This window comes from Arthrobacter sp. S41, from assembly GCF_004320535.1.
Lineage (GTDB): Bacteria > Actinomycetota > Actinomycetes > Actinomycetales > Micrococcaceae > Glutamicibacter.
Window position 1 is genome coordinate 68,882 of sequence record NZ_SIHY01000003.1, and the last position, 24,497, is coordinate 93,378.

The 24,497-nt window shown below is 57.4% G+C and carries 28 protein-coding genes; 18 read left to right on the forward strand and 10 right to left on the reverse strand.

Translation table 11 applies throughout. The features are described from left to right. The first annotated feature begins 58 nt into the window (after positions 1 to 58). Positions 59 to 1,252, forward strand: a complete 1,194-nt coding sequence (locus tag EYR88_RS14315) for a M20 family metallopeptidase (RefSeq protein ID WP_131090446.1) — start codon at positions 59 to 61, stop codon at positions 1,250 to 1,252. Positions 1,253 to 1,268: 16 nt separating this feature from the next. Here EYR88_RS14315 and EYR88_RS14320 read toward each other — a convergent pair whose 3' ends face one another. From EYR88_RS14320 to EYR88_RS14330, 3 genes are all read right to left on the reverse strand, one after another. Then, a complete protein-coding gene (locus tag EYR88_RS14320) occupies positions 1,269 to 1,976 on the reverse strand; it encodes a GNAT family protein (RefSeq protein ID WP_131090447.1) in 708 nt (235 codons plus the stop codon). Positions 1,977 to 2,072: 96 nt separating this feature from the next. Then, positions 2,073 to 2,480, reverse strand: coding sequence for a molybdenum cofactor biosynthesis protein MoaE (locus EYR88_RS14325; RefSeq protein WP_022875540.1), 408 nt, complete (start codon positions 2,478 to 2,480; stop codon positions 2,073 to 2,075). Then, positions 2,477 to 3,658: a ThiF family adenylyltransferase gene (locus tag EYR88_RS14330; protein WP_131090448.1), complete on the reverse strand. Its 1,182-nt coding sequence runs from the start codon at positions 3,656 to 3,658 to the stop codon at positions 2,477 to 2,479. Before EYR88_RS14330 ends, EYR88_RS14325 begins: the two co-directional genes overlap by 4 nt. A gap of 37 nt (positions 3,659 to 3,695) precedes the next feature. On the opposite strand from EYR88_RS14330, the gene EYR88_RS14335 reads away from it, so the two are divergent. From EYR88_RS14335 to EYR88_RS14355, 5 genes are read left to right on the forward strand one after another with little or no spacing between them, the layout of a single operon-like run. Further along, positions 3,696 to 3,947 (forward strand): MoaD/ThiS family protein, encoded by a 252-nt coding sequence (locus tag EYR88_RS14335; protein WP_131090449.1) that lies wholly within the window; start codon positions 3,696 to 3,698, stop codon positions 3,945 to 3,947. A gap of 3 nt (positions 3,948 to 3,950) precedes the next feature. Further along, complete coding sequence (locus EYR88_RS14340; protein WP_131090450.1) at positions 3,951 to 5,183, forward strand: molybdopterin molybdotransferase MoeA; 1,233 nt, start codon at positions 3,951 to 3,953, stop codon at positions 5,181 to 5,183. Further along, positions 5,176 to 5,652, forward strand: coding sequence for a cyclic pyranopterin monophosphate synthase MoaC (gene moaC / locus EYR88_RS14345; protein ID WP_131090451.1), 477 nt, complete (start codon positions 5,176 to 5,178; stop codon positions 5,650 to 5,652). The genes EYR88_RS14340 and moaC overlap by 8 nt, the downstream gene beginning before the upstream one ends. Continuing rightward, entirely contained in the window at positions 5,642 to 6,133 is a 492-nt protein-coding gene (locus EYR88_RS14350) for a molybdopterin-binding protein (protein ID WP_131090452.1), read from the forward strand. The genes moaC and EYR88_RS14350 overlap by 11 nt, the downstream gene beginning before the upstream one ends. 34 nt (positions 6,134 to 6,167) lie before the next feature. Further along, positions 6,168 to 6,377, forward strand: coding sequence for a DUF1653 domain-containing protein (locus tag EYR88_RS14355; RefSeq protein WP_131090453.1), 210 nt, complete (start codon positions 6,168 to 6,170; stop codon positions 6,375 to 6,377). 1 nt (position 6,378) lies between these two features. Here EYR88_RS14355 and EYR88_RS14360 read toward each other — a convergent pair whose 3' ends face one another. After that, positions 6,379 to 6,810 (reverse strand): MarR family transcriptional regulator, encoded by a 432-nt coding sequence (locus EYR88_RS14360; RefSeq protein ID WP_131090454.1) that lies wholly within the window; start codon positions 6,808 to 6,810, stop codon positions 6,379 to 6,381. Between the two features lie 78 nt (positions 6,811 to 6,888). Between EYR88_RS14360 and EYR88_RS14365 the strand changes: the two genes are divergently transcribed. Then, positions 6,889 to 7,986 carry an ABC transporter permease gene (locus EYR88_RS14365; RefSeq protein ID WP_131090455.1) on the forward strand — a complete coding sequence of 366 codons (1,098 nt, stop codon included), beginning with the start codon at positions 6,889 to 6,891 and terminating at the stop codon, positions 7,984 to 7,986. A 61-nt stretch (positions 7,987 to 8,047) separates the two neighbouring features. On the opposite strand, the gene EYR88_RS14370 is transcribed toward EYR88_RS14365, so the two are convergent. Further along, positions 8,048 to 8,686: a hypothetical protein gene (locus EYR88_RS14370; RefSeq protein WP_131090456.1), complete on the reverse strand. Its 639-nt coding sequence runs from the start codon at positions 8,684 to 8,686 to the stop codon at positions 8,048 to 8,050. A gap of 215 nt (positions 8,687 to 8,901) precedes the next feature. Between EYR88_RS14370 and EYR88_RS14375 the strand changes: the two genes are divergently transcribed. Further along, positions 8,902 to 9,840, forward strand: a complete 939-nt coding sequence (locus EYR88_RS14375; protein ID WP_165477390.1) for an alpha/beta fold hydrolase — start codon at positions 8,902 to 8,904, stop codon at positions 9,838 to 9,840. On the opposite strand, the gene EYR88_RS14380 is transcribed toward EYR88_RS14375, so the two are convergent. The 4 genes from EYR88_RS14380 to EYR88_RS14395 all read right to left on the reverse strand — a co-directional run bounded on the left by EYR88_RS14380 (position 9,841) and on the right by EYR88_RS14395 (position 13,259). Then, a complete protein-coding gene (locus tag EYR88_RS14380) occupies positions 9,841 to 10,626 on the reverse strand; it encodes an IclR family transcriptional regulator C-terminal domain-containing protein (RefSeq protein ID WP_131090457.1) in 786 nt (261 codons plus the stop codon). A gap of 75 nt (positions 10,627 to 10,701) precedes the next feature. Next, positions 10,702 to 11,358, reverse strand: a complete 657-nt coding sequence (locus EYR88_RS14385) for a 3-oxoacid CoA-transferase subunit B (RefSeq protein ID WP_131090458.1) — start codon at positions 11,356 to 11,358, stop codon at positions 10,702 to 10,704. Next, positions 11,355 to 12,029 carry a 3-oxoacid CoA-transferase subunit A gene (locus EYR88_RS14390; RefSeq protein ID WP_131090459.1) on the reverse strand — a complete coding sequence of 225 codons (675 nt, stop codon included), beginning with the start codon at positions 12,027 to 12,029 and terminating at the stop codon, positions 11,355 to 11,357. Before EYR88_RS14390 ends, EYR88_RS14385 begins: the two co-directional genes overlap by 4 nt. Positions 12,030 to 12,047: 18 nt before the next feature. Beyond that, positions 12,048 to 13,259: a thiolase family protein gene (locus tag EYR88_RS14395; RefSeq protein ID WP_131090460.1), complete on the reverse strand. Its 1,212-nt coding sequence runs from the start codon at positions 13,257 to 13,259 to the stop codon at positions 12,048 to 12,050. Positions 13,260 to 13,468: 209 nt separating this feature from the next. On the opposite strand from EYR88_RS14395, the gene EYR88_RS14400 reads away from it, so the two are divergent. The 8 genes from EYR88_RS14400 (at position 13,469) to pcaC (ending at position 20,832) form a co-directional block, all read left to right on the forward strand. Continuing rightward, positions 13,469 to 14,662: an aromatic acid/H+ symport family MFS transporter gene (locus EYR88_RS14400; protein WP_131090461.1), complete on the forward strand. Its 1,194-nt coding sequence runs from the start codon at positions 13,469 to 13,471 to the stop codon at positions 14,660 to 14,662. A 9-nt stretch (positions 14,663 to 14,671) separates the two neighbouring features. Beyond that, a complete protein-coding gene (locus EYR88_RS14405; RefSeq protein ID WP_131090462.1) occupies positions 14,672 to 15,421 on the forward strand; it encodes an IclR family transcriptional regulator in 750 nt (249 codons plus the stop codon). Between the two features lie 128 nt (positions 15,422 to 15,549). Next, positions 15,550 to 16,746, forward strand: a complete 1,197-nt coding sequence (locus tag EYR88_RS14410; protein ID WP_131090463.1) for a 4-hydroxybenzoate 3-monooxygenase — start codon at positions 15,550 to 15,552, stop codon at positions 16,744 to 16,746. Between the two features lie 36 nt (positions 16,747 to 16,782). Continuing rightward, a complete protein-coding gene (gene pcaH, locus EYR88_RS14415) occupies positions 16,783 to 17,589 on the forward strand; it encodes a protocatechuate 3,4-dioxygenase subunit beta (RefSeq protein WP_131090464.1) in 807 nt (268 codons plus the stop codon). Continuing rightward, a complete protein-coding gene (pcaG, locus tag EYR88_RS14420; protein WP_131090465.1) occupies positions 17,589 to 18,167 on the forward strand; it encodes a protocatechuate 3,4-dioxygenase subunit alpha in 579 nt (192 codons plus the stop codon). Before pcaH ends, pcaG begins: the two co-directional genes overlap by 1 nt. Before the next feature lie 63 nt (positions 18,168 to 18,230). Further along, a complete protein-coding gene (locus EYR88_RS14425) occupies positions 18,231 to 19,637 on the forward strand; it encodes a lyase family protein (RefSeq protein ID WP_131090466.1) in 1,407 nt (468 codons plus the stop codon). Further along, positions 19,619 to 20,416, forward strand: coding sequence for an alpha/beta fold hydrolase (locus EYR88_RS14430; RefSeq protein WP_131090467.1), 798 nt, complete (start codon positions 19,619 to 19,621; stop codon positions 20,414 to 20,416). Before EYR88_RS14425 ends, EYR88_RS14430 begins: the two co-directional genes overlap by 19 nt. Positions 20,417 to 20,433: 17 nt before the next feature. Next, complete coding sequence (pcaC, locus tag EYR88_RS14435) at positions 20,434 to 20,832, forward strand: 4-carboxymuconolactone decarboxylase (protein WP_131090468.1); 399 nt, start codon at positions 20,434 to 20,436, stop codon at positions 20,830 to 20,832. 58 nt (positions 20,833 to 20,890) lie between these two features. Here pcaC and EYR88_RS14440 read toward each other — a convergent pair whose 3' ends face one another. Further along, positions 20,891 to 21,337, reverse strand: a complete 447-nt coding sequence (locus EYR88_RS14440) for an acyl-CoA thioesterase (protein ID WP_131090469.1) — start codon at positions 21,335 to 21,337, stop codon at positions 20,891 to 20,893. Between the two features lie 339 nt (positions 21,338 to 21,676). Between EYR88_RS14440 and EYR88_RS14445 the strand changes: the two genes are divergently transcribed. Together EYR88_RS14445 and EYR88_RS14450 are read left to right on the forward strand one after the other, a co-directional pair. Beyond that, complete coding sequence (locus tag EYR88_RS14445) at positions 21,677 to 23,524, forward strand: calcineurin-like phosphoesterase family protein (protein ID WP_131090470.1); 1,848 nt, start codon at positions 21,677 to 21,679, stop codon at positions 23,522 to 23,524. Between the two features lie 159 nt (positions 23,525 to 23,683). Continuing rightward, positions 23,684 to 24,496: a GIY-YIG nuclease family protein gene (locus EYR88_RS14450; RefSeq protein WP_131090471.1), complete on the forward strand. Its 813-nt coding sequence runs from the start codon at positions 23,684 to 23,686 to the stop codon at positions 24,494 to 24,496. The last annotated feature ends 1 nt before the right edge of the window (position 24,497 follow it).

A 24,497-nucleotide genomic window follows, 5' to 3' on the forward strand; every position in this document is an offset into this window, starting at 1 on the left:
GAAGCCCTTCCGATGGCCTTTGCAATCGCGCCGAACACTTCCCATGAAAGGCTGCCTCATGACCCCTGCCGACTTTACCTCTGACGCGCAAACGATCCTTCCTGAACTTGTCGAACTGCGCCGCGCATTGCATGCGGACCCCGAGCTGGGACTGACTCTGCCTCGAACCCAGCAAAAGGTACTCGACGCCCTCGAAGGGCTACCGCTGGAAATCACCACCGGCACACGCACCAGCTCGGTCACCGCCGTGCTTCGAGGAGAGCTGCCCGGTCCGAGCGTTCTGCTTCGTGGCGACATGGACGCATTGCCGATCGTCGAAGAGTCCAATCTGGACTTTGCATCCACCAATGGCAACATGCACGCCTGCGGCCACGATCTGCATACCGCGGGACTTGTTGGTGCAGCCAAATTATTGTCGGCCCGGAAAAGTGAACTTCATGGCTCAGTCATCTTCATGTTCCAGCCAGGAGAAGAAGGCCACGGTGGCGCCAAGATCATGCTCGAAGAGGGACTACTCTCGGTAGCCGGAGAACCTCCGGTTGCCGCCTACGCCATCCATGTGGGCCCCGGTCCACGCGGGCTCTTCGCAACTCGCGGCGGTCCGGTAGCTGCCGGCTCAAACCAGCTGAGCGTGACATTGCGTGGACGCGGCGGACATGGCTCACAACCACATCAGACCCTGGATCCAGTTCCCGCTGCAGCAGAGCTTGTCCTGGCCTTGCAGAGTTTTGTCACTCGACGGTTTAACGCTTTCGACCCGGTGGTCCTCTCGATTACCCGCATGAACACCGGCGACGGCGCAATCAATGTCATCCCGGAAAGTGTCGAGTTGGCGGCCACCATCCGCACCATGTCCCACGAATCCCTTGCAGTCTTAGAAGAAGGGTTGCCACGAGTCATCCAAGGCGTGGCAGCAGCCCATGAGCTCACCGCGGATGTGAGCTTTGAAACGTTGTACCCGGTGACTGTGAACGACCCGGCTGAGACCGACGCTGCGCTGGAAACGATGCGCGAAATCTACGGCGAACAGCGCGTAGCGGTGATGCCTTCACCAATGATGGGTTCTGAGGATTTCGCTTTTGTGCTCGATGAAGTTCCAGGCACGTTTATCGGACTGCTCACCTCACCGTCTGAAATGACGGCCAAGGAAACGGAGTGGAATCACTCGCCGCGCGTCATTTTTGATGACCAGGTACTCGGAGATCAGGCCGCAGCACTGGCAGCTATTGCCTTTAAGCGCACCGCCAGCTAACCATGTGCGCTGCGCGCTAGCTCTTGAGAATTACAGTGGTTTGGGTCCCTGCATACTCAAATCCGGCGCGCATAGCTGTTCGGATGGACGCTGCGTTGTCGACGTGCACACGCCACTGAGGAATCAGGCCAACGTCGAGTGCATGCTGTTGAGCGATGGCAACTGTCTGAGAACCGAGTCCACTTTGCCGATTGGCAGGTGCGACGAGCGCGCCGAGGTGGGCCAGTTTTTCTTCCCACACGTCGTAGCCAGCACCTGCCATAGGCGCCGACTCATTCTCAGATTCGCTAATCATGATGAAGGTATTTTCCATCTCGCTCAAGCCGACTTCTGCGATGTCTTTGGATGGGCAGGCTTTTTCGAGATCAATGGCGTGCTCTCGCAGACGGCTCACCTTTGCATTGGGGGTAGGCAGTATTGGGGCCGTATCGCTGTAGTACAACTTCGCTTCCCCTAGAGGTTTTCCTCCATAGGGAGCACTGAGTTCTAGAAGTTTCGCGTGATTGACCAGATCTGAATCGGGTAAATTTCGTCCGGCTTCAATCGCCCATGAAGGGCCAACCAAGATCCCTGTGCCGAACAACGAAACGAACATGAGTACGGCGCTATCGTTCTTTTCGCGATAAACGCGATTCTCGCCCCGCTCCAGTGCTTCGGCCGAAATGCCGAGTATCGATGCCCAAGAGTCTCGAATAGTCGCGATGGTTTCGGGGTGCAAGGTCATGCTGAAAGATTAGCGGATTGTGCCTGAGGCGCGTCTTGTTAACGGACTGAAAGAGTCTCCAAGACTGCTGTTCCAAGGATTCAAGCAATACTTCGTCTACAGCCCAACCCATTCTGAACTGCCGGAAGTGAAGTGCTGCTTCTTCCAGATTGGGACCTCGGCCTTGATGCGTTCCACGAGGTTCTCAATCGCATCGAATGCTTCCTTGCGGTGCGCGGCCGCCGAGGCAGCGACCAACGCTGCATCACCAATCTTCAGCGGACCTACGCGGTGCACTGCCGAGAGCTTCAGACCGGTGCGTTCTTCTTCCTCGGCGATGATCTTCTCAAGGAAGTCCTGTGCCTGCGGATGGTGCGAGTAGTCCAAAGAGTTCACTGATTGGCCGCCGTCGTGGTTGCGAATGATTCCGTGGAAGAGCACTACCGCTCCGGCGGTATCGGACTGCACGGCATCGCGGACTGCGGCCTCGTCGATGGGTTCTTCGGTGATCAGCGCGTAGCTCACGAGCGGGCTCCTTCGGTAGGTGCGGGTTCGGCCAGCAGCTGCGGGGCCACCTCAGCCAGTGCGGGAAGCCCGCCTTCAAGGTAATTCGTTGTGATGCCTCGACCGGCGAGCAAGGATGCTGCGCGTTGCGAACGCGGACCACGAGCGCAGTAGACCGTCACCTGCTCTGGGATCTGATCTAGAGCTGCGCCCGATTCAATCGCGGCTTCCAATTCCGGCAGGGGTAGATGCAAGGAACCGGCAATGTGCTGCTGCGCGCGTTCGTCATCATTGCGTACGTCCAACAACACCGGAGCGTCCGTTCCGGCTAGCAATTCGGCGAGCGCTTGGGCGCTGATGCTTTGGGCTTCGGGTAGTGAACCAGAGCAGAAGAGCACGTAGTCGATCAGCTCGGTGACTTCAGTGCCTTGCGGGTCCCGGGAGAATTCGAGGGTTCGGGTGTTGGCGGCCAGCGCATCATAGATCAGCACCTTGCCCACCAGCGGGGTGCCGATTCCGGCGATCAACTTCATCGCTTCGGTGGCTAACAGCGAGCCGACGGTTCCGCACAATCCCGGTAGCACTCCCCCGGCGGCGCAGTCGGGCACGGTGCCCGGGGCCGGTGGCACCGGGAACAGGTCACGGTAGCCGGGGCCGTGTTCGTGCCAAGCCACGGAGACTTGTCCGTGGTGTTGCAGGATGGAGCCCCAGATCAATGGAATGCCGGTGAGTTGGGCCGCGTCATTGGTCAGGTAGCGGGTCGGGAAGTTGTCACTTCCGTCGATAACCAAGTCATAATTCGCAAAGATCTCTAACGCATTGGATGAATCCAAGCGCAGATTATGCTCGATGATTTCCACATTTGGGTCCAGCGCTGTGGCAGCTTGAGCCAGTGAAGTGGTTTTGGCCAGCCCGATATTGGCGGTGGTGTGGGTGACTTGGCGATGCAGGTTAGATAGCTCCACGACGTCATCATCAACGATGCCGATGGTGCCTACGCCTGCTCCGACTAGATAAGGGACGCTGGCGCTGCCTAGTCCTCCGGCGCCGATGACCAGCACCCGGGCGGCAGCCAGTCTGCGCTGCGCGGTGTCATCAAATCCGGGCAGGGTTAGTTGGCGCGCGGCTCGTGCAGCCTGTTCTTCGCGCAGTGCTGGCCCGGGGGCTACAAGCGCGGGAAAGTCGCGTTCACTTTTCATCGTGCTCCTTATCGCTGTGGCGCGATAGCATGAAGTCATGTCGAAGATTACGATACGCTACTTCGCTGCCGCGGCGGCAGCAGCGGGCTGCGAGCAGGAGAGCTGGGAACGCCCCGAAACGCTCGCGACGCTGCGTAGCGAACTGATCAATTCCTACGGGACAGAAATGGCACAGGTTTTGCGTGCCGGAAGTTTCCTGATCAATGGAGTGGTGCGCCGCGATGCCGGCGAGCTTGGTTCAGCCGAAAATCTTACGGTGGATGTTCTGCCACCATTTGCTGGCGGATAACCGATGACCTGCACCTTAGAAAACCATCAAGCCGAACTTGTTGCCGTGCTGTCCCCGGTCTTTGCTTCCTTAGATAGCGAAGTGCTGCCCACTGATAGCCCCGAGGCTGCTGATCGGATCCTTAGCGAGGATCTGTACGCCCAGTTACCTATCCCTGCGTTCACCAATTCGCAGATGGATGGATACGCTGCACGTAGCGCGGACCTGGCCACTGCAACATCTTCATCCCCGGTGACTTTGCCGCTCGGATTCACCGCTGCCGCTGGCGATCAGCAAATCACTTTGGCCGAAGGTACCGTCAGCCCGGTGATGACCGGTGCGATGATCCCGCTCGGCGCCGATACCGTGATCCCGGTAGAAGAGAGCGTCACAGGAACATTCCCTGAGTTGGTTCGAGCGAATCAAGGGGCCCCGAGCGGGCAGGCCACTTTCACCGCACCCAGTGAACCGGGGCGCTTCATCCGCCCTGTCGGTGTTGATCTGGAAGCCGGCGCGTTGGTAGCCAAAGCCGGAACCCGGCTGACCCCCACCATGATTGCCGCGCTGGTTTCCAGTGGACTGCGGGAAGTTTGTGTACGCCGTGACCTAAAGGTGGCGGTGTGCACCACGGGGGACGAACTCAGCGATGATCAGCGCTCCGAAGGTCAGATCCCGGACTCCAACTCCCCCATGCTCGTTGCTTGGTTGCGCCGCTATCAGGTGCAGGTCCGCACACTGCAACTACCTGATGATCCTCAAGGCTTTGCACTGGCTATTGATGCGCTGCAAGAACAGGTAGATCTAATTCTGACGGTGGGCGGCATCAGTGCCGGAGCCTATGAGGTGGTCCGCCAAGCTCTTTCGCCATTGGGTGGTTCCTTCCACCATGTGGCCATCCAGCCTGGTGGCCCGCAAGGTTTCGCCCAACTGCCTCAGGCAGCGGTGCTGTGCTTCCCCGGTAACCCGGTTAGTGCGCTGTTATCGGCTGAATTGTTCTTGGCTCCGTTGTTGCGCAAGTTCAACGTTTTGCCCGAGCCGGTATCGCAGCATTACCCGCTGGCCGCCAATGTCAGCTCACCCGAGCATAAACATCAGGTACGCCGGGCGGTGATCCGCGAGGGCCAAGTGGAAATCCTGGATCCGGGCTCGCATCTGGTCCACGACCTGGCCCGCGCCGATGCGCTGGTACATATCCCGGTCGGCGTCAGCCAACTGACTGCTGGGCAGCAAATTGAAACTTGGAGCATGAATGTCTGAAAAACTTACTCACCTGCGTGAAGACGGCAGCGCCCACATGGTTGATGTCAGCGACAAGGCTGTCACCAAGCGTGTTGCTACCGCAGAGGCCATCTTTGTCACCCGCGAAGACGTGGTTCCGATGCTGATGACCGGCAATCTTCCTAAGGGTGAGGCCTTAGGCACTGCTCGGGTTGCGGGCATCATGGCGGCCAAGCGCACCTGGGAACTGATTCCGCTGTGCCACCCGTTGCCGATTTCCAAGGTGTCCATTGACTTCGAGGCCCAGGATGCCGCAGTGCGTGTTATCGCGCAGGTAACCACCAAGGGCGTCACCGGGGTGGAGATGGAAGCGTTGACGGCGGCCAGCGTAGCCGCATTGACCCTATACGACATGGTCAAGGCCGTAGATAAGCACGCCGAGGTTCGCTCCGTGAAGGTCTTGGCAAAGTCCGGTGGCAAAAGTGGCGACTGGGTTCGTGAAGACTAACCGTCAGGCCGCGGTGGTGGTTGCCTCGACCAGCGCTGCTGCGGGAACTGCTGAGGATAAAACCGGCCCGCTGATCCGCCGGTGGCTGCGTGAGCGCGAGTTCCAAGTGGTAGACCCCTTGGTCGTAGCCGATGGGCAACCGGTGCACGATGCCGTTCAAGAACAGCTCGCCGCCGGCACCTCGGTAGTGATCGTTACCGGTGGCACCGGGGTCTCCCCCGATGATCGGTCCCCCGAGATGGTCGAACCACTTTTGGATGTGCGACTTCCGGGGATTATTGAGGCCATCCGACGTCGTGGTGAGGCTTCAACTCCGCTGTCGATTATCACTCGTGGGGTGGCCGGCTTTGCCGGCAAGACTTTTGTGATCACCCTGCCCGGTTCCACCGGCGGGGTCAAAGACGGATTGGCCGTGCTGGATACCGTCCTGGAACATTTGCTCACTCAGCGCAGTGGCGGCACCGGCCACGGACGGCGCTAAAAACACTACCTACTTTGATCAGAAAGACTGAAATATGAGCGTCGAAGCTGGAATCTACCAACACTTTAAAGGACAACGCTACGAGGTGCTGGCCGTGGGCAAACACAGCGAAACCGAGGAACCACTGGTCTTCTACCGCAAGCTCTACGATGACTACAGCTTCTGGGCCCGTCCGCTGGAAATGTTCGAAGAGACCGTGGACCGCGACGGCTACAGTGGGCCACGGTTTGTGAAGGTTGCTTAGACTACTGTGAATCTGCCTCGTTGTAGCGCTCAAGCGCTGCGGCGAAGTCGCTAATTTGTTCCGCGCTCCAGCCTTCCAACCGCTCAATGACCGCGGCTCGATGTACGGCAGCCGAAGCATCTAGTCGTTCTTGACCTAATTTGGTGAGCTCCAGAATGCGGCCTCGTCCGGCTTCTGAATCGTCGTAAGCCGCGTAGCCCAAATCGAGCAGCGTACCGACTTGGCGCGAGACCGTTGAACGATTCAGTGAGAACGCTTCGGCGATATCGGTGGCCCGAGACCCCGGCGTATCGGCGATGAACCGTAACAACGAATGCTCCACCGTGCTCAAGGGCTCAGCAAGTTGCCGTGAGCGTGAGTTTGCTCGTCGAGTGATCATCTGCATGTGATGGTAGACGGACTCGATGTCTGTTTCCCGTTCTTTCCTGCCCATAACCCCGAGTCTAGTACGTGGCGGAGAACTCAAGATTTTATGTTGCACAATGCAACACAAGCGGTATCCTTAAAACATATGACTGCCACCGACACCACCGCCCCCAGTACCCCCGCTGCCAAGCATTCCGACTCCACGCCGCACAAACTTACGCCCCCTAAGCCTGCACCGAAGGGATGGGGAAAGCTGGCGCGAACCATGCTGATTCCGTTCTTCTTGTGCGCCATCATGGGTTTGTTCTACCTCGGAGCTTTCCATCAGCCCACCCCGCACAATGTGCAGGTGGCAGTGGTTGGAGATTCTGCAGCCACCAAGGTTTTTGCGCAGACTTTGCAAGATGAATCGGATGGAGCACTGAATGTGCGCACCGTCCAGGACAACCAGTCCGCACAGCAGTTGGTGGAGAATCGTGAAATCGTAGCCGCTTACGAATCAACCAAGGATTCGGCCACGCTTTACGTTTCGAGCGCCGCTTCAGAAACGTCGGTGAACGTCGCACAAAAAGTCTTCATGAACGTGGCCTATAAGCAGGGGCAGCCATTCCACGTTGCCGATGTGGTTCCTACCGGAGAAAACGACACTAGTGGACAGGGTCTATTCTTCTTACTCGTCGCACTGAGCATTGGTGGTTACGCCAGCGCCGTGCCACTGGCCGGGTTCATGGGCAAGGTCAAACTATCAGTTCGCTTTGCTTTGGCAGCACTAGCAGCAGCAGTTATCTCGACCATCGCCGTGGTTGTTTCCGGTCCGATCTACCACGTCATCAATAATCACTACGCCGCCATTTGGCTAACATCGTGGGTCTACGCCGTCTCGATCATCATGCTCGGCATGGGATTACACCCAATGCTTCGCCACTGGACCACACCGATCTTGACCATGTGCTTTGTGGCCTTGAACTTCACCAGCTCCGGTGGCATCTTCCAGCCAGCCATGCAGCCAGGATTCTTCGGCGCACTGAACACCTTCTGGAATGGCGCCGGGTGGCTACATGCCGTTCAGACCATGGTCTACTTCCCAGGACAAGGAATCGGCATGGATATCCTGCGCTTGATCATTTGGCTAATTCCCGGCGCAGCCTTGATGGTCGCGACTCACATCTGGAGCGCGCATAAGACGCGTCTAGCTAACGAGAACGCAAAGATTGAAGAAGTAGAACGGACCGTGGCCGCCTAGTTCGCCTACTAATTCCGAGTCGCCACTAGCCTCACCGAAAGGTGAGCTAGTGGCGATTTTTTTATTCTGCAGCGTCCAGTTGGCTGGCCACGTGCGAGCGAACATCCAACAGTTCGTCCGCATTAATTCCATGGGCTAGACCCGGATAGATACGTTCGGTCAATGTGGAATATTGAGGCAAGAATTCACTGGTCCGCTGGATAGCTACCGGGGCAATGACTTGATCCTGCTGGCCTCGGCCCCAGAAAACGGCCGGACGCTGCCTAGCAAGGGACGCGTCTCCGGGTTGGGTAGCGCCGAGTACAAAACCACCAAGGATTGTTGTAGCCACCACGCGTTCAGGGCGGGTTCGCAATAGCTGACTTGCCATCAACCCGCCCTGCGAGAATCCGATGGGGATGATCTTGATTTCAGGGGCAAGATTTTCCTCAACCCATGCCCAGATCAGCTCGGTCGCAGCTTCGACCGGCGCCGCATCAGGAACCCCAGGGGTAACGATCTCGAACCACGCAGCCCCGCCATACCCCAATTCCAGAGGCGCACGCAGCGAAGCCCACGGCAGAGACAGCCCAAGTGGTTCCGCGAGGGTGCTCAGATCATGCTCATTAGAGCCGAACCCGTGCAAAAAGAGCAGCACCGCACCCGATTCAGGGCTCTCGCTCCATTGCGTGGAGCGTACGTCATTTAGCTGTTGAGCCATGCTCGCGGTACCTCATCTGATCTTTGAAAAGTCTTCCAAAAACAGCATAACGTATTTAGTTGAAGCTACAACTACTTTTTTAAAGGTAGATCCACTACTGAATCAAACGAGCTTGTCAGCGCACACGAGTCCACTCTTATCCCGCGTCGACATGCAACGTCATTAACCAAGTAAGCGACCACTAACCCTAGACAATCGGTAAAAGTATTGTGATCATGGTCACATGCTACTCGGAAGTAACGGGTGGTATTCCATCACTGCCACCGAAGGACATCATTCAACGACGCATTCTCTCCGGCCTGGCTGCGCTATGCTTTGCCGCGGCTACACTCGCAGCACCAGCCATCGCACCAAGTTCAGGAAATACCGCTCAAGCTCAGAGCACCAGCACCGCTTCACTGAATGTCAGCCCCATCGGGGCCAACAACTGGAGCTGCGTGCCAAGCGCAAAACATCCCACCCCAGTGGTTCTAGTTCACGGAACTTTTGAAACCATGGCCGACAACTGGCTCACCCTTTCACCAACCCTCAAACGCCAGGGGTACTGCGTTTACGCCTTGAACTATGGGCTTGAAGGTGGGCTATCGGGCACCGGTGATATCCGCGAATCCGCAGCACAGCTCAGTGATTTTGTGGATCGGGTGCGTGCGGCCGCCGGAACCCAGAAAGTAGATATCGTGGGGCACAGCCAAGGCGGAATGATGCCTCGCTGGTACATGGGCGGAGCCAAGTACGTCAACGACCTTGTTGCCGTTTCACCTTCAAACCATGGCACCCAAGGAGTCATCGCGCCGTCGAGCACCGGTATGAAGCTGATCGGTGTTGTTGGAGCTGTCGCCTGCGACGCGTGTATTGATCAGGTGGCCGGAAGTGAGTTCTTGCCCGAGCTCAACTCCATCGGTGACACCGTCAATGGTCCGGACTACACGGTGATCACCACCAAGTACGACGAAATTGTCACGCCGTACGGTTCGCAGTTCCTCGACGGTCCAGATCAGAAGGTCACCAATGTTCTCATACAAGAAAAGTGTCCATTAGATCTCTCCGGTCACCTGACGATCAACCATGACCCGGTAATGCATCGATTGGTGCCCAACGCACTGAGCACCGATGGGCCAGCCAATCCGGCCTACCGACCGTCGTGCACCATCTAACTATCGGCTAGTGGCTAAGGCTTCGCGCACCTGCTGGGCAGCCTGAAGTAATCGAGGCAAGATCGCTTGGGCTGCTGCTTGAGCGCTCTGCTCGCTGGCCGGATGCACGCTCATAGACACGTTCATCGCCGCCGCCACGGTGGAGTCTGCATTGAAGATTGGTACCGCTACCGAGCGCAATCCAATCTCCAGTTCCTGATCAACTACCGCGTAGCCCTGCGTACGGATCTTTTCTAGTTCCTTGCGCAGGGCTGCCGGCGTTTTCAGGCCCATGCCAGTGCGAGATTCAAAGCCCTGCGCCAAAACTTCTTCGCGAAGCTCATCGGGTCCAAAGGCCAACAGCACTCGACCCATGGAGGTGTTGACCGCAGGGAATCGGGTACCGACAGAAATGCCAACACGCATAATCGAGCGGGTGTGCACGCGGGCAACATAAACAATGTCGGTGCCATCAAGTACCGAGGCAGAGGCTGATTCATGCACTTGCGCGGAGAGATCTTCAAGCACTGGTTCGATCAGCTGCGGCAGGGTGGCGCTGGACAGATAGGCATAACCCAGCTGCAGAACCTTGGAGGTCAGTTCAAAATGCTTGCCGTCTGAACGCACAAAGCCCAGCTCTTGCAAGGTGAGCAAAAAGCGTCGGGCGGTAGCCCGTGAAAGTTCGGTGCGTGCGGCGACCTCGGAGAGAGTCATCGACATATGCTCCGCGTCAAAGCAGCTGATGACGGCCAAACCGCGGGCCAGGGACTGGACCGACGTTGAAGGTGTTGCCTGCTCGCTCACCATACTCCTTGCATGCGTAAAAACTCTGATGGGGTGCCCTCCACCAGATGGAAGGCACCCCACTAATCTACTGTGTCTCTAGGCCCAGGTCAGCTCAACTGGGACCTTGGCCTGCAATTCATCGAAGCTGATGCCGTGAGTCGAGCGCACAAAGACCTTGCCATCGCGCAGTTCGAAGATCGCAACCTCGGTGTAGATCCGCGAAACACAACCCAGCCCGGTGACCGGGTAGCTCAGGGTTTCCACCAGCTTTGATTCACCTGCCTTGGTGAACAGGCTCATCATCACCCACGTCGCTTTGGCTCCGATGGCCAGGTCCATGGCGCCGCCAACTGCGGGAATCGCGCCTTCGGCGCCGGTGTGCCAGTTGGCCAAGTCGCCAGCCTGCGAGATCTGGAAGGCGCCAAGTACACAAACATCCAGGTGCCCTCCACGCATCATCGCGAAAGAGTCAGCATGGTGGAAGTAGGCTGCACCAGCTAGTTCGGTGACCGGGATCTTGCCGGCATTGATCAAATCCTCATCAATGTCTTCACCGGTGGCTTCTGGGCCCATGCCGAGCATGCCATTTTCGGTGTGCAGGGTGACGCCCTGCTGCACCGTAAGGAAGTTGGAAACGTTGGTCGGTTGGCCAATACCCAAATTCACAAAGGCTCCGGCAGGAATGTCGCGGGCTACCAGCTGCGCCATTTCATCGCGGGTCAACTTTGCTTCGGTGGTGCGCACATTCGTCATTCTTTTTCTCCTCCAAGAGCTACCACGGTGTCAACATAGATCCCCGGGGTGATCACGTGCTCCGGATCGATGCTTCCAATCTCCACCACTTCATCAACCTGCACAATCGCGGCCTTGGCCGCGGTGGCCATAATCGGCCCAAAGTTTCGCGCGGTTTTGCGGTACACCAGATTGCCGAAGGTGTCGGACTTCAGCGCCTTGATCAGGGCGAAGTCGGCATGGATGGGCGTTTCTAAGACATAACCTTTGCCGTCGATAATCCGACTTTCCTTGCCTTCAGCGAGCAACGTGCCATAGCCGGTAGGGGTGAAGAAGCCGCCGATGCCGGCTCCCGCGGCGCGAATGCGTTCGGCCAAATTGCCCTGCGGAACAAGTTCCAGTTCAATCTCCCCGGCGCGGTAAGCCTGGTCAAAATGCCACGAGTCGGACTGGCGAGGGAAGGAGCAGATGATCTTTTTGACGCGGCGTTCCTTGATCAACAGGGCCAGACCAGCATCGGCTTGGCCGGCATTATTGTTGACCACCGTCAGATCGGTGGCGCCACAATCCATGAGCGCATCAATGAGCTCCATGGGCTGTCCGGCATTGCCGAATCCGCCAATCAAGATGGTGGAGCCGTCACTGATTTCTGCGACGGCGTCCGCCGCGGTGCTGGCAATACGTGGTGCCATGATGATTTCCTCTCGAAGCTATTTGGTGGCGTTGACGTTTTCGATGACCACGGCAAGACCTTGGCCTACGCCGATGCAGATGGCAGCCAGTCCATAACGTTCGCCGGATTCCTGCAGGCGTCGGGCCAGTGTGCCCAGGATCCGCAGTCCCGAAGCGCCCAGTGGGTGACCGATAGCGATAGCCCCTCCCCAAGCGTTGAGAATTGTAGGGTCGATATCCCAGGCACGGATGCAAGCAAGGGACTGTGCGGCGAAGGCTTCGTTCAGTTCCACCGCTGCAATATCAGACCACTTCAGGCCTGCTTTATTCAGCGCCTTGTTGGCCGCTTCCACCGGGGCAAAGCCGAAGAATTGCGGCTCCAAAGCGGTAGCGCCATTGGAGACGATGCGCGCGATGGGATCTTGGCCCAACAACGCACCACCCTTTTCGGAACCGATAAAGGCCGCCGAAGCGCCATCGTTCATCGGTGAGGCGTTGCCTGCGGTGACCGTGGCGTTCTCTCCGGTACGAAATACTGTGCGAAGCTGCGAAAGGCTCTGGGCGGTGGAGTCAGCGCGGATGGTTTCATCGCGGGTTACTTCGGTGCCACGCTTATTGGCTGGCGGTACGGAAACAACTAGATTGTCATACTTTCCGGCGTCCCAAGCGGCCGCAGCCTGCTGGTGCGAAAGAGCGGAAAATTCATCCTGATCTTCACGCGAAATGTTGTGCTTTTCGCGCAGCTGTTCGGTGGCCTCACCGAGTGAGACGGTCCATTCGCCCGGCATGGCTGGGTTAACCAGACGCCAGCCAAGGGTGGTGTTGACCAGCTCTAAGTTGTTCATCGGGAAGGGACGCTCGGTTTTTGGCAGTACCCACGGGGCACGGCTCATCGACTCAACTCCGCCAACCAAGATAAGGTCCGCGTCCGAGGTGGCGACTTGACGTGAAGCGGCAATCGAGGCATCCAACGAGGAACCACACAAGCGGTTCATGGTGGTGCCGGGCAGTGAGGTTGGCAGACCGGCGAGCAACGTTGCCATGCGGGCTACGTTTCGGTTTTCTTCGCCGGCTCCGTTGGCATTACCAAAGATGGATTCATCGATGGTGTTCACATCAAGCTTTGGCGAACGTGCAACAAGTTCGCGCACCACATGCGCGGCCAGATCATCCGGGCGGTGGCTAGATAGCGCGCCACCAATCTTGCCAAAAGGGGTGCGAATTGCGTCGTACAGGTAGGCCTGCTGCATAGTCTCACTGCTCCATTGCTGAAAGATGTTCACTGTGTGAACTTAAGTTCGTGAGATGAACTTTACTAGCCGCCGAGAATCTAATCAAGGGAACCTTTTGATTTGTTCACTTCTTGAACATTGGTGCGCTCTACGAAAGTGGTGCTACGATCACATCGCCGTGACACGCATCACTGGCGATGCCAACAGAGATCTCAAAGGGGCGACTCATGTCTTCAACACAAGGTGACACTCAAAAACTCAAACTCGGCGGCTGGATCGCCGCACTCTGCTTCTTCATCGTGGTCTTCGAGGGCTACGACATTGTTGCCCTAGGCGCTACCATTCCAGTGTTGACCGACCCAAATGTCGGCGGGTTCAGCGTGAGCCAAATGAACTGGGTCAACACCTTCTCACTGATTGGCGTCGGTGTCGGAGCCGCAACAATGGGACGGCTGGCCGACCGCTTTGGACGACGTCGCCCACTGCTGATTGCAGTCCTCGTCTTTTCGATCTTCACCTTGCTCTTCCCGTTCCTGCCTAGCGCCTTCTTGATGGGCACCTTCCGCTTTATTGCAGGCCTAGGACTTGGTGGTTGCATGCCTGTGGCCTTGGCGTTGATGCAGGAAAATGCCCCGGTAGGGCGGCGCGCACTGGCCAATAATCTGCCGATGGTTGGCTACCACCTGGGTGCAGTGCTGGCATCGCTGGCAGGCAAGGCCGCCGGGGTGCACTGGTCGGTACTGTATTTCCTCGGCGGCGGACTGGGCCTGGCCCTGCTGGCGCTGCTGTGGTTCAAGCTTCCCGAAAGCGAAGTGATCGCCAGTAGTGAGCGCACCTCAATTTCCGATGTACTCAAACCGAAATACCTGCGCACCTCAATCGGCCTTTGGATTGCCGCATTTATGGGTCTGGTATTGGTCTACGGTCTCAACGCTTGGCTTCCTAAGATCATGGGAGCTGCTGGTTACCCGGTGGCCGATTCGCTGACCATGCTCTTTGTATTGAATTTGGGCGCCATCGCAGGGCTGTTTATTAGCGCCTACGCAGCTGATAGCAAGGGCATCAAACTTGTCTCGCTGATCTGGTTTGCCGCCTCGGCAGCACTGTTGCTTCTGTTGGCAGTACCTTTTGGAAGCCAAGTTCTTTTGACCGCAGTCCTCTTTGTCACCGGCGTTTTTGTTTTCTCCGCCCAGTGCCTGATGTATGCCTACGCAGGGCACGTATACCCGCGCAACCTGGTGGCCACAGGCATTGGACTAGCCTCGGGCATCGGCCGTTTTGGCGCCATCATTGGCCCATACATCACCGGCCTGATGGTGGCTGCTGGCACCGCATACCCGGGAGCATTTTTCCTTTACGGTGGCGCCGCACTGCTCGCCGTGTTGGTCATTGCTCAAATTCCAAAGCCACAGCGTAGTTAGAGTTGTTCCATGGCCAATTCTCCTAGTGGGGATTCAATGTTGGACCGCTTGGTGCGGATCTTGGATTCCTTTGACGCGAACAACCAATCGCTCAGCGTGAGCGTTTTGGCGCGCCGGGCAGATATCCCCCAAGCGAGCATGTATCGACTGCTGGACTCAATGGTGGCCCATGATCTGCTCAGCCGCGATGCGTCCGGGCAGGTTCGCTTGGGCTTGCGATTATGGGAGCTGGCCAACCGTAGCGCCACCACTCAAGACCTGCGTACGGCGGCTCTTCCCTTCATGGAAGACATCAACCAGCTTCTTGGGCAGAACACTCAACTCTCGGTGTTGCACCAGGACGAAGTGCTGATCATTGAGCGTCTTTCGCGGCCCGGCTCGGTAGTTAATCAGGCAAACGTGGCCGGCCGCATGCCGGTTCAACGCACTTCCATGGGAATGGCTCTTCTCGCGTTCTCCCGCCCGGAAATCATCGGTGATTATCTGTCCCGTCACGATGCCGTCATGACCGCTTCCCATCCAGATTTCCGGGCGAAGATGGCTGAGATTCGCCGTACCGGCTATGCCTCATTTGATGGCTTCATCGATCCGGAAACTACCGGCGTTGCCGCGCCAATTCTTGATGATGCTGGCTACCAAGTCGCGGTCATTTCCGTGGTGCTCCCCCGCCAGACTCGTGCGGTGCAATCGGCCGGGCTGGCACTACGCACGGCGGCGCGAGGAATTTCTAGAGCACTGCAGCTAGGTGGAACCGCCTAGGACGAGGACTGGGTCAGTTGAAGTACCTGATGCACTTTTCTCATTCAATGAGAAGCGAACTGAATTCACACCTGTGACGCAAGCATCATTGTGCAAGACCCATTTCCCGGCACTGACAGGTAGGAACCATGGCAAAGGCGCCACGCATCCTGAAGACCAAGGTTGGCATCATCGGCGGCGGTCCCGCCGGGCTGATGCTCTCGCACCTGCTGGCTACCTCGGGCATCGAGAACGTCGTGGTGGAAATGCGCGATCACGAGACGATCCGCAACACCCACCGTGCTGGCATCCTCGAAGCCCAAGCAGTCACCATGCTCACCGAGTCCGGGGTCAATGGTCGAGTACTCACCGAAGGTGACGAGCACGCAGGAATCGACCTACGCTTCAACGGCGAATCCCATCCCCTAGACTTCCGTGACCTAGTTGATGCCACCGTGACCTTGTACGCGCAGAACGAGGTGTTCGTGGATTTGGCCGCAGCTCGTAAGCGCGATCGAGGAGATGTGCGGTACTCGTGCGAAGTCACCGAGATCCTGGACATGGAGACCTCCACCCCGAAGTTCCGCTTCACCGATGCGCAAGGTGAGCTCTTCGAGGTGCACGCCGATGTAATCGTTGGGGCCGACGGCTCCCGCTCTTTCGCCCGACGCCAGATGCCACAAAAGCTCGCCAAGGATTTTAAAGTCTCCTACCCCTTCGCTTGGTTTGGAATCCTCACCGAGGCCCCAAAGTCCGCAGCGGAACTGATCTACGCAAACTCGCCGCACGGCTTTGCGCTGATCTCCCAGCGCAGCGAAACTGTACAGCGCATGTACTTCCAATGTGATCCCAACGAGGACGTCAACGCGTGGAGCGATGACCGCATCTGGGCCGAGCTGCAAAAGCGCGTGGACGGACCGGATAACTTCCAGCTACAAACCGGACCCATCTTTGATAAGACCGTTTTGGGCTTCCGCTCCTTTGTCCGCGAACCACTCTCGCATGGACGGATGTTCCTGATCGGCGATGCCGGACACACCGTCCCACCCACCGGGGCCAAGGGCCTGAACTTGGCCTTCGCCGACGTCAAAGTACTCTTCGAAGCGCTGGATTCATTCTTCTCCACCGGCAGCGACAAGCTGTTGGACGGGTACTCGAACTTGGCACTCAAACGAGTCTGGAAAGCACAGAACTTCTCCTACTGGATGACTTCCATGCTGCACACCCCGGTGGGCGGCGACCCGTTCATGGCCAAGCGTGCCCTCGGTGAATTGGAAACCGTCACCTCCTCACGCTTCGGCCAGCAGTATCTCGCCGAGTCCTACACCGGCTGGCCCCACGCATAACACCGCACCCACACAAATTTTCAGAAAGGAGCCACCATGAGCGCCAACAGCAAGACACTGGATCCAGCAGCCACCACGGCCACGCAGGAAGAGATCAGCGCCGAAATCTCCAGCACGCATGAGGACTACCGCCAGCAACTGCTGGCCGGCAAAAAGGCAGAAACCCAGCCCCGAGTGGACTTTGCCTCCTACCGCTCCTCACTATTGCGTCACCCCACCAAAAATCTGCACCACGCAGATCCGGAAACCATCGAACTGTACTCCCCGGCCTTCGGCCAGCGTGACGTCCACGCCCTGGAATCAGACTTAACCATCCAACACAACGGTGAACCGATCGGCGAGCGCATCGTGGTTTCTGGCCGAGTACTTGATGGCGACGGCCGCCCGGTGGTCGGTCAGCTGGTGGAAATCTGGCAGGCCAACGCCGCCGGTCGTTATGTGCACAAGCGCGATCAGCATCCAGCTCCGATTGATCCGAACTTCACCGGGGTCGGCCGCGCCATCTCAGGAGCCAACGGCGAGTACTCCTTCACCACCATCAAGCCGGCACCGTACCCGTGGAAGAACCACCACAACGCGTGGCGTCCGGCGCATATCCACTTCTCGCTGTTCGGTACCGACTTCACCCAGCGGATGATTACCCAGATGTACTTCCCGGGTGATCCGCTGTTTGCACTGGATCCGATCTATCAGTCGATCACTGATCAAGACGCACGCGACCGGCTGGTCGCTACCTATGATCATTCGGTCACCAGCCACGAATGGGCCACCGGCTACAACTGGGACATCGTACTGACCGGGTCCAACCGCACCTGGATGGAAGAAGAAGAGGCGGATCACTAATGTCGCAAGCTCCAGAATTGAAGCTCACCCCCACTCCAGGACAGACCATCGGCCCGTTCTACGGTTACGCGCTGCCCTATGAGAAGGACAATGAGCTGGTCAACCAGGCGCACCCCAACTCGGTGCGACTACACGGCGTGGTCTATGACGGCAAGGGAGAGGTCATTCCCGACGCGCTGCTAGAAATTTGGCAGGCCGATGAGCAGGGCCAGGTGGTCTCGCGCGAAGGCTCGCTGGTTCGTGATGGTTACACCTTCACCGGTTGGGGCCGAGTAGCGGTAGATAACGTCGGTGGCTACAACTTCACCACGCTGAACCCGGGCGCCACCGAAGAGGGCAAGGCACCGTTCATCATGCTTACGGTCTTCGCCCGCGGTTTACTCAACCGGCTATTCACTCGGATCTACCTGCCCGAGGATACCGAGGCGCTGGCCAATGATGCACTGCTGGCTTCGTTACCTGAGGCAGAGCGCAAGACGTTGATTGCTACCCGCGAAGAGGATGGATCACTGCGCTTTGATGTTCGTTTGCAGGGTGAGGATGAAACCGTGTTCCTTTCCTACCCGCGCGAAAGCTAGGCGTCTAGGACTACAGTTCTAGAGCGAGAGACAAACTAAAACAGTGAAGAATCGAGGGACTTGATGGATGGCGCAGACTACGGCGTGCTAGCTCCAACCTGGGCCGGTACCGCGGCAGCTTCGCTGTCCAACGACGTGGCTTTTATCCAAGCCATGCTTGATGTTGAGGCTGCTTGGGTGCAAGTTCAGTCCGATGCCGGCTTGTGCAGTACCGACGATTCGCGGGCGGTTAACACGGTGGCTGGCATTCAGCGCTATGACCTCACGGTCTTAGCTTCAAAAACTCCCGATGGTGCCAATGCGCTGATCCCACTATTGGGCATGATGCGAGAACAGCTCGCTGTTGATGGTGCACCCAAGTCCGCGAGCACCGCATTACACCGCGGGGCCACCAGCCAAGACATTATCGACACCGCACTGATGCTGGTCCTGTCCAAAACTATCGGCCAGACCCTGAGCGACTTGCGCAGTACTGCCGACGGACTAGTAGGCCTCGCCCGGGCCCACCGAGAAACGGTGTGCATTGCCCGGTCTCTGACCCAGCATGCACTGCCAACAACTTTCGGTTGGAAAGCAGCCAGCTGGCTCTCGGCCGTGCTGGATGCCGAGAAGCAGCTTGATGATGCTTCGCAGCAGCTACGACTGCAGTGGGGCGGCGCGGTAGGGACCCTAGCTTCCTTGGAACAATTCCTTGAAGTCCATGGCGATGCCTCGGTGAGCACCGGGCAGCTTAGTTCTCAGCTCGCAGACCGTTTAGGGCTGAAGGATCCCGGCGCACCATGGCACACCAACCGCATGCCCATCCTTCAGATCGGCTCTGCTCTGGGTGCGACCATCGCGGCACTGGGTACCTTTGGCGCCGATGTACTCACCTCTTCGCGCCCGGAAATCGGCGAGCTATCCGAACCACGTGAAGCAGGCAAGGGTGGTTCCTCGGCCATGCCGCAGAAACAAAACCCGGTGCGTTCGGTGTTGCTGCGCAATGCTGCTTTCAGCTCCCCTGGATTACTCTCAACGCTTTTCACCGCTGCTGGTACCGCGGTGGATGAACGCCCTGACGGTGGTTGGCATGCTGAATGGAGCGCGCTACGCGAACTGACCCGGCTGGCCGCGGGAGCAGCATTCCATGCATCATTCCTGGCCAATGGCTTGAGCGTGAATCTTCCAGCCATCAATCGCAACCTCGCGCTGGGTGGAGATGCGGTGCTGTCCGAACGCTTGGCTACCGTGTTGTCTCAAATGGTTGACGGAGGCAAGCCTGCCATCCAGGACTTGGTGCGTCGCAGCCTGCGTGAAGAACGGCCTTTGCACGAACTTTTGCGTTCAGAAATTCCCGCGGAAGACTTCAGCGATACCAAGTTGAACGAACTTTTTGATCCTGCCGGTTACCTTGGTGCCGCGGATCGTTTCACCGAAACTGTATTAGCCGACTACTCGGCACGGAAGGAACTATGGCAGTCCCAGAACTAACTCCGTCGCTACTTCATACCGATGCTCAGCTACCTACCCTCATTACTGGCCCTTCGCTGGGCACCGCGGCCCTGCCGTTGTGGGGTCCGGCCTTGCCCTATCTTAAAGAACATTTCCAGGTCATCGCGTGGGATCTTCCCGGGCACGGCGTCAGCAAGCCATCAACGCAAGAGTTCACGTTGGCCGAGCTGGCCACCGGCGTCACCACCATGGTTGAAGCGTTACGAACTGATGGGGTTATCGCCGAGAACACCAAACTGTTTTACGCCGGAGTTTCGGTTGGCGGTGCCACCGCGTTGCAGTTAGCCGTGGATCATCCTGGCTTCTTCAATGCTTTGGCCTCGATCTGCTCGGCTGCCAAAATTGGTACGCCTGAAGGCTGGACCGAGCGCGCAGAACTCGTGGCAAAAGCCGGTACCCCGACCATGCTCGCAGGTTCTGCCCAACGCTGGTTCGCGCCCGGGTTCATCGACAAGCAACCAGAAATTTCAGCCAGCCTGCTGCACAGCCTGCAGGACGCGGACCGCTTCGCCTATGCCCACGTTTGTGGCGCCTTGGCCGACTTTGATGTGCGCGAACAGTTGCAGGCCACCACGGATCCGATCCTGGCTATCAACGGCGCACAAGATCAGGTGTGCCCACCGGCCGACGCGCAGTTCATCGCCGAGTCTGCACCTAAGGGCCACTCTGCCATTGTGGAATCCGCAGGCCATTTGGCTCCTGCCGAAGCACCAGAAGAAACAGCAACATTGCTGGCCGATTTTTTCCTCTCCAACTAAGAAAGGACAGGACTACGATGACCGACTCACAGCGCCTGCCCGGCGACACTTACGATGCAGGCATGAGCGTGCGCCGCGAAGTACTCGGTAACGAGCACGTTGACCGCTCCACCAATAATTCGAACGAATTCACCGACGAATTTCAGGAAATGATTACCCGCTATGCGTGGGGAACCATCTGGACGCGCGACGGTTTGCCGCGCACCACCCGTAGCGCCATCACCCTGACCGCAATGATTGCCGGTGGCTACTGGGAGGAACTAGAAATGCATGTGCACGCGGCACTGCGCAATGGAATGACGCCCGAGGAAATCAAGGAAGTCTTCCTTCAGTGCGCCATCTACTGCTCTGTGCCTGCCGCCAATGTTGCCTTCAAGATCGGCAAGAAGGTTCTGGACGAATACGCAGCGCAGTAAGGACTGCTCTTACTGCTCGCATGACGGCCAGCTCGCCAACTTGAGCTAGGAGATTCGTTCAGTTCCGTGTTCGTGCGGCAGCGGCCGGTATTAACGACGCCTCCAGCCAGCTACGTTCCTGATCAGTGAGAACCCGTGAGGACACTCCGTCAGCGGCGAGCGGAACCATAACGGTTGTTGAATCAAAGACCGGCTGGTCGTCCTGATAACCGATTCCTCGCACGGTGAAGGACTTGTTGCCCACCCGACTGATCCCCATGCGGATGACCATTTCAGGCTGGTAATACAGTGGCCGTTTGTAGTCGATCTGAATGGAGGCCACAACCGTTCCAAATTCGAACCGGCCGGTCTTCCCGTCTTCTCGGGTCCAGCGGATGCGGGCCTCTTCCATCAGCGTGACAATGCGGGCGTTGTTTACATGTCCCAATGCATCCTGATCAGACCAGCGCAGTTGCAACACAATTTCCGTTGCGCCCGCCAATTCATTTTTTGCTTGAGTGCTCATGCATTTATTGGATCAGATTTTGGCTCCTGCCTCCTCCGGCGTGACGGAGCGTTAACACCCAGACTCCACGTCTATCTCCCCCGAACTTCGCAGTGGCTAAACGTTTGGCATCTTCACCAGGACGTCAGTTCCCGACGCTAGAATTTCCGAAAATTCGTGTGGCCACTACTGCTTACTCTGGTCATGGAGAGCTAAATACGCCCAAGACAGCGCATAAGTATTAACGGGATCGATTATTCGTCATTACCTGAGCGGGGGCTGTTATTCACCTTAGATTGACAGCGTTGACAAAGGTCGGCCAAGGGGCCGGCAGATTGTCACCACCCCGGAGGAACGTACGTGAAATTTTTCGCTCGACCCGGCAAAACCAATCAAATTACCCCACTACGAGCTACTGCAGGCGCACTCGTTGTCCTCGCAGCATCGGCAGGTCTCACCGCCGCCAATTCAGCACCCGACCCAGAACCGGCAGCTAAAGCAACCGCAGACTGGAAGTCCTCAGCCTACCGAGGTTCAGTTCAGGTAGTCCGCGCAGAAGACGAAAAGTCAGCAGCCAAAGATAAGAGTCTCGAAGGCGTCGTTTTCGAGGACAGCAACAAGAACTCCAAACAGGACGCCAACGAGCCAGGCCTGCCCAAAGTCACCGTGTCCAACGGTCGCGACGTTGTCACCACCGACGGTCAGGGTCGCTACGAACTGCCGGCTTTTGAAAACATGACAGCCTTCGTCACCCAGCCTCGTGGCTTCCAGGTTCCTGTCGATGAAAATAACGTCGCACAGTTCTCCTACATTCACTTGCCAGAAGGCTCCCCCAAGCTGAAGTACGGTGGCATCGCTCCCACCGGCGGACTGCCAGAGGCCGTGAACTTCCCACTGACCCGCAGCACCGCAACTCAATCACCTGAGCAGAGCTGCGCCATTGGCGCCGACGTGCAGACCTACAACCAGAAGGAAGTTGAGTACGCTCGCAAGGGCGCCTTTGCTGACCTTGCTGCCCGTACCGACTACACCGGCTGTGGCGTGCTGTTCATCGGTGACCTCGTTGGCAACGATCTTTCCCTGTTCGCCCAGACCCGCGAGCTGACTTCCATGCTCAACGGCCCGGCCCGTTTCCTTCCAGGCAACCACGACATCGACTTTGATTCCGTGGACGGCGTGCACGAGTTTGATACCTACCGCGCTCAGTTCGGCCCTGAGTACTACTCCTATGACACCGGCAAGACCCACGTGGTTGCGCTGAACACCATCGAGTACCCAACCAAACTTCCCGCTAAGCGAAGCGACTACACCTACCAGCTAGGTGAGCAGCAACTTGAATGGTTGCGCGCAGACATCGCAAAGGTGCCAAAGAATAAGGCCATCGTCCTGGCCGGTCACAGCCCATTGTTGGAATTCTTCTTCAATGATGAGCACACCACCAAGGAGGTCAAGGAAATCTACAAGATCCTCAAGGGTCGCGAAGTGGTCTCCTTGGGTGGTCACACCCACATGTCGGAAAACCTTCGCGAAGGGGATTTGATGAAGGGTTGGATTGATGAAGTCGGTCAAGATGGCTTGCCATTTACCCACCTCACCGTTCCTGCTGTTGCCGGCCAATGGTACGGCGGACGAGTCACCGAAACCGGTTACCCGACTTCCCTACAGCAGGATGGTACCCCGCCAGGCGTATTGACCCTGGACATCAAGAACACCAAGATCACCGAGCGCTTCACCCCTACTGGTGGCGATGACAGCAACCAGATGGCCGTAGGCCTGAACACTCCTGCGTACCGTGACTGGTACGAGGAGAATGTGGACAAGAAGTACGGCACAATACCGGCTTTGAAGAACCCACTGACGGTCAGCCGTGCTGGTTTGGCTAATGACACTTGGCTGACCACCAACGTCTGGATGGGCAGCACCGGTTCCACGGTGAAGGTTTCCATCGATGGCGAAGACCCGGTCAAGTCGACTCGTACTCAATCGCTCACCGGCGAAACCGCGCTCACTGGAGCCAAGTATTCTGACCCAGTGGCTATCGCCGAGCAGTTTGTCCACGGTGGTGGACTGCCTGAGAAGACCAGCCACCTGTGGCGTCTTGAACTACCCGATGATCTGAAAACCGGATCACACACCGCTCAGGTAACGGCCACCGACGTTCATGGTCGTTCCTTCACCGACAAGCTCGAATTCGAAGTCACCGACTAGTTTTCAGTTTGTGAATGGTGGCTTGCGCTATGGGCGCCAGCCACCATTTTTATGCGCAAGAGCAACATGAGGGCTGCGCCCTACTTATTATTTCTGTGCAAGCCTTGTTCAAGTCCTCCTATGCCGGGCGGATGATGCACATTGGATAAAGTATCGGCTATGGCTCTTACCCTGGATTCCATTTTTCGCAGTGCGGAGATTGACCCCGCTCAAATTCAAGTTATCCGGCACGCCTTCGTCGGGAAACGCGAAGACTCTGAAATGCAGGGTATTCATGCGGATTCTACTGATCAAGAGATCCTAGAGTACACTGCGCAACAGTCTGCGAACCCTCGAATTTTTCCCGCTATACCTCCCTCCATCTGGGTGGTATTCGTCAAGGAGGGCGGAGACCGAGCAAGGTTTTGGGCTGTAGTTCGAAATCATGGCGAAGTTTCGAACGATGGTTCCTCTCGACGGTTCAATCTAGAAGTGGCCGACGATCTTTCCGACCTTACGAATAGGCTTGTCATCGGATGGCGTTCTCCGCGTACTTGGCGCCTCAACGGTCCAACAGCAAGCCATTATCCTGTCGTAGAGATCGCCGATTCTCGGCCTATACCTTTTCCGGGCTTTGACAGCCTTGTGCTTGATTACCCGCAGCTTCAAGCAATCATGCGCGAACATCGGTATTCATCGTGGAGAACAGCCCTCTCATCGGTGATTGGAATTTATCTCATCACTGATACTAGGGATGGCCGACACTACGTGGGTAAGGCAGATGGCGTGGACAACATTCGTCAACGATGGAGTGCCTATGCGGCTAATGGACATGGTGGCAACGTAGAGCTCCGTGGCCTCGACCCAGACTTTTTTCGTTTTTCATTGCTCCGAGTATTTGATCCGTCTACACCCACACGAGCCATCGACATGTCGGAAAGTCATTTCAAAGTAGCCCTAGATTCTAGGAAACACGGGCTTAATAGGAACTAGG